At 68.1% G+C, this 4,571-nt stretch carries 4 protein-coding genes and 1 pseudogene; 2 read left to right on the forward strand and 3 right to left on the reverse strand.

Annotated features, from left to right (window positions below):
* Nucleotides 1-44: 44 nt before the first annotated feature.
* Entirely contained in the window at nt 45-521 is a 477-nt protein-coding gene (locus tag ACFV4K_RS34790) for a hypothetical protein (protein WP_357097840.1), read from the reverse strand.
* Nucleotides 522-730: 209 nt separating this feature from the next.
* On the opposite strand from ACFV4K_RS34790, the gene ACFV4K_RS34795 reads away from it, so the two are divergent.
* The gene (locus ACFV4K_RS34795) at nt 731-1,255 is read left to right on the forward strand and encodes a DUF402 domain-containing protein (protein WP_379280554.1); all 525 of its coding nucleotides are present in this window, start codon (nt 731-733) and stop codon (nt 1,253-1,255) included.
* Nucleotides 1,256-1,332: 77 nt separating this feature from the next.
* Here the strand turns inward: ACFV4K_RS34795 and coaE are convergent.
* A pseudogene (gene coaE, locus ACFV4K_RS34800) lies at nt 1,333-2,277 on the reverse strand (dephospho-CoA kinase); the annotation flags it as partial.
* 293 nt (nt 2,278-2,570) lie between these two features.
* Here coaE and ACFV4K_RS34805 point away from each other — a divergent pair.
* Nucleotides 2,571-2,789, forward strand: a complete 219-nt coding sequence (locus ACFV4K_RS34805; protein ID WP_379280555.1) for a hypothetical protein — start codon at nt 2,571-2,573, stop codon at nt 2,787-2,789.
* Nucleotides 2,790-2,904: 115 nt separating this feature from the next.
* Here ACFV4K_RS34805 and ACFV4K_RS34810 read toward each other — a convergent pair whose 3' ends face one another.
* Nucleotides 2,905-4,428: a phospholipase C gene (locus tag ACFV4K_RS34810; RefSeq protein WP_379280556.1), complete on the reverse strand. Its 1,524-nt coding sequence runs from the start codon at nt 4,426-4,428 to the stop codon at nt 2,905-2,907.
* Nucleotides 4,429-4,571 lie beyond the last annotated feature (143 nt).

The following is a 4,571-nucleotide window of genomic DNA, read 5'->3' on the forward strand; positions in this document are numbered from 1 at the left end:
GGATCCGGACCGGGCGAGGTCTTGCGGGTATCTCCGCCCTCCGACTAGCCGGAGATGCTCGGCAGCAGGCCGTTCAGACCACCCGACAGGCTCGGGAACAGGCTGCTCGAGCCGCTACTCAGGCCGCAGCCGACGCTGCCGGTGCTGGTCAGCGGGTTGGCCTCGGCCACGTCGACGTCGATCGACTTCGAGATCAGGGTCTGGGTCACGGTCAGCGTGTGCTTGCCCGCGGTGCTCGGGGTCCAGTTGATGGTGACCTTGCCGCTCAGCAGCGACGGGGTGACCGGGCTGCCCGGCAGCTCGGTGCCGTTGTCACGGAAGGCCACCGACAGCAGCCGGTCGACGTCGATGGACGCGGTCAGCGTGTAGGAGCAGCCGACATTGTGGCTGGTGCCGGAAACCTCGAGGCCGGTCGGCCACGCACCGGCCTGGGGCGCCGCCAGGACGATGGTCCCAGCCACCGCGCCGAAGGTCGTGAGGCCCATGCCGACCCGGCGGGCACGGGTTTTCTGTTCGCTCATGCAGGTATTCCCTTACGGTTGATCCCGCCCACGAACGGCGGGTAGTCGTGCGCGACGATACAGCGCAATCGAACAATAGCGAAACATGTTCGCTTCAAATAGAGTTTTCGGGATATTCGCCCCGCTCCACGCCGGATTCCAGCAATCTGCGAGCGGCGCCACCCCCGCTCCCCTGGACGACCGCCGCTCGACACGCGATGCTGAATGACATGACTCGGGCGCCCGCGGTGGATCTGCACCGACCCAAGGTGGAGTACTTCAATATCGACGAGCTCACCAATATCGATCCCAAGGGTTTCGTGCGGCAGGTGGAGCGCTACCAGGTGGAGCCGTGGGGCCTGTACATGGCCCGCACCTCGGACCATCCCGAGTTCCACTACATCGAATCCTGGCTGCTGCCCACGGTGTCGTTGCGCGCCACCGTCTTCCACTTCACCCCCGCGCATCTGCGCGACCAGGACTACTACATCGACATCGGCGAGTTCGCGCAGGTCGGGCCGAAGCGGTGGAAGTCGGTGGACCACTACCTGGACCTGGTGGTGCGTCAGGGCAGAGAGGTGGAGCTACTCGACGTGGACGAGCTACTGGCCGCCCACGCCGCCGACTACCTGACCCTGGCCGAGGCCCAGCAGGCCATCGAGTCCGCCACCGCGACCATCGACGGAATCGCCGCACACGGACACAGTTTCGAGGACTGGCTGGCCTCCCAGGGCATCACGCTCACCTGGATGTAGACCGAGAAACCAGGGGCCGTCCGCACCGAGAGGCGCCGACGGCCCCTTCGCGTCGGCTAGGCGCCGATGATCAGGGTGACCGCCCGGCCCGGATCGGCATTGGCGTGCAGTCGCTCCCCCGCCGCGAGCTCGACGCCCGCGGCGAGCGGATCGCCGGCGGGAACCGGCGGAAAACCGATGTCCGCCAGTCGATCCCGCAGCGAGTCCGGGTCCACCCCGGCCGCGACCGTGATCCGGATGTCGAGGACGTCGGCCGCGGGCTTGCCGGCCACGGCGGTCGCCCCGACGTGTTCGATGCTCGCCGCGTCGGCAGCGCACGCCAGGGCCAGGCGGGCGATCACTCGCCGCGCCTGCGCGGGCCATTCCGGATTCGCTTCCACCACGGGCAGTTCCGGCCGCGCGGCGGGCGTGCGGGTGCGCAGATTGCGTTCGAAGGGCACGAGGCGCTCGTCCCACAGCCGGTGCACCTCGGCGTCGATCAGGCCGGTCGCGCCATTGTTGTCGAGCAGGACGTCGGCGGTGGCGCGACGCTGAGCGTCGGTGGCCTGGGCGGCGATGCGGGCGCGGGCGTCGGCCTCGTCGATGCCGCGGAACTCGACCAGGCGGCGCAGCCGGGTCTCCTCGGCGGCGTCCACGATGACCACCAAGTTCATGAACGGCGCCAGGCCGTTCTCGACCAGCAGCGGAATGTCCTGCACCACAATGCCGTCGGCGGGCGCGGCGGCGATGAGTTCGGCGGTGCGCTTGCCGACCAGCGGGTGGGTGATGCCGTTGAGGGTGGCGCGGGCCTCGTCGGTGGCGAAGGCCTTGGCCGCCAGGGCGGGTCGGTCGAGGCTGCCGTCGGCGGCCAGGATGTCGTCGCCGAACGCGGCGACCAGGGCGGCCAGGCCCTCGGTGCCGGGGGCGACCACCTCGCGCGCGATGACATCGCTGTCCACGAGCACGGCTCCGCGCTCGGTGAGAATGCGGGCCACGGTGGACTTGCCCGCGCCCATGCCTCCGGTGAGACCGATTCGCAACATTCGACCAGTCTCGCATCGCGGCCGGTTCCGGCGCGTGCCAGGGTTACCCATTCGACCCGGTCAGGACTACCCGCTCGACCCGGTCGTTTCACCTGCAAGCACAGTCCTTGCCCGTTCCGTGATGCCGGTGAGATCATTTCGCAACTTTTCCGGCCAATCCCGACCGTTTGTCGGCAACATTCCGACACGCCGGGGCGCACGCCCCGCAAAATTCTGTGACTCACACTTTTGTTCGGCTATTGTTCGCCGCAGGCGATCTTCAGGCCGGTTAACACGCAAGAGAAGGAACATCAGTGAGCACCAAGAACCTCCAGACGGGTCGCCACCGTCTGGGCCTGGCGGGCACCGTGCATTGCATCGAGATCCCCGCTGTCGCAGCCGCTCTCGCCGAGCACGGACGGTCCTGGCTGACCGCGCTGTTCAGCCCCGCCCGGCACAGCGCGACCACCAGGCGAAAACAGTCACCCGAGTCCGGCGTCGTCCGCCGCTGGGTGCCTGCCACCGTCGGCTGATTCCGCCGGAACTTCCAGCACCGCTCCCTGATTCGCCACATACATACGCATTGGCTCGGTCCGAACCGGACCGAGCCACTGCGTTGTGCGCGTGTCTCCTTACGCGGCAGCGGAATTACACGATGCCACTGGGCTTGCGCCGGGTGCCGGGATCCTGGCGCGGCATGGAGTTCGGCGGTACCGGGTACGGGGTGCCGACGGTCGCGGTACCGAGGGCGATGTTCGGACCGCACTGCGCGATGGCGTCGTTGACCTTCCGGTCCGCCGGGGCGAACACGGGCTTGGACGCATCGGGGCCGGAACCGAAGTCGAAGGCCGAGGTCATGTCACCGGTGACACTGCGCCGCCACGCCGTCAGGTTCGGCACGTCGACTCCGAAGCGGCGCTCCAGGAGTCGCAGCTGCGAGGTGTGGTCGAAGGTCTCCGAGGCGACCAGGCCGCCGCGGCTGTAGGGCGAGACGACCAGGCCCGGTACGCGGTAGCCGAGACCGATCGGGCCGGTGATGCCCTCGTGCTTCTTGTCGATCGGCACCGTGACGTACTCCCCCGGCGTGCCCGCGGGCGCGGTCGGCGGGGTGACGTGGTCGAAGAAGCCGCCGTTCTCGTCGTAGCTGATGATCAGCGCGGTCTTCTCCCACACCGCCGGGTTGGAGGTGAGGATGTCGAGCACCTGCATGATGCCGACCGCGCCGAAAGCCGGTGGCAGCGCGGGGTGTTCGCAGTTCAGCAGCGACGGGATCACCCACGACACGGCGGGCAGCTGGTTGGCGGCGACGTCGGCGGCGAAGTCCTGCGGGTAGGCCGGGGCCTTACCGCGCCGGGCCAGTTCGGAATTCGGGTCGGCGGCCTGCTTGAAGCAGCCCATCATGCCGTCCAGGATCACCGACGACAGCGGGCCGACGTCCCGGTTGTTGTAGATCTTCCAGCTGACGCCGGCATCGGAGAGGTTCTCCGGCATGGTCCGCCAGCTGTAGGCGTTCTGCGGGATCAGGGTCGGCGTCTCGAGCAGCGGGCCGCCGTTGCGCCCCTCGGGGTCGATGGTCGCCGACATCCAGTACAGCCGGTTGGGGTCGGTCGGGCCGAGCACCGAGCAGTGGTAGTTGTCGAGCAGGGTGAAGGCATTGGCCAGGTCCCAGTGCACCGGAATGTCGGCCTGGGTGTAGTAACCCATTGCGGCGGGCGCGTTTCCGGGTCCGACCGAGGCGATCGACATGGGCATCCAGCCGTCGTTGCGGCCGTTGTTCCACGCCTTGTGCATGGCCGCCCAGCTGTGGTCCGGGTCGTTGATGCACTCACCGTCGAGGCTGGCGCCGCGGGTGGTGTCGAGGCGGAACGGGTTGAGGAAGCCGTCCGCGGTGGGGCCGACGCCGGGGGTGTACCCGTACTGATTCCAGGCCGGGGACGGGTCGTCGAACCCGCGCACCCCGGACATGGTGCCGAAGTAGTGGTCGAAGGAGCGGTTCTCCTGCATCAGCAACACGAAGTGCTCGATGTCGCCGAGTCCGCCCATGCCCGCCGGGTCTGCGGCGTAAGCCTTTTCGATGATCGGTCCGGCGACCGACGCGAGCGCGCCCGCACCGCCCGCTGCCATGGCTTTCGCCAGAAATTCCCGCCTGTTGACTCCGGCGAACACGCCCATGCTCCGGTGGTGCCTTCCCACTAGAAGTGACAGTGAAGGGACAGTGCCGACACGGATCGGTCGCACGTCCAGTTCGTATCCAACCTGCGCGTCATGACAGCTCAGCGAACCGCTGGTAAACGAAAGTCCCCTGGTCGAGGACC

This window comes from Nocardia sp. NPDC059764 (genome assembly GCF_042732555.1).
Taxonomy (GTDB): Bacteria; Actinomycetota; Actinomycetes; order Mycobacteriales; family Mycobacteriaceae; genus Nocardia.

What these genes read in the sequence shown, in the direction of transcription:
- ACFV4K_RS34790 (WP_357097840.1), bottom strand. Translation starts at nt 521, where the DNA reads ATGAGCGAACAGAAAACCCGTGCCCGCCGGGTCGGCATGGGCCTCACG.
- ACFV4K_RS34810 (WP_379280556.1), bottom strand. Translation starts at nt 4,428, where the DNA reads ATGGGCGTGTTCGCCGGAGTCAACAGGCGGGAATTTCTGGCGAAAGCC.
- ACFV4K_RS34795 (WP_379280554.1), top strand. Translation starts at nt 731, where the DNA reads ATGACTCGGGCGCCCGCGGTGGATCTGCACCGACCCAAGGTGGAGTAC.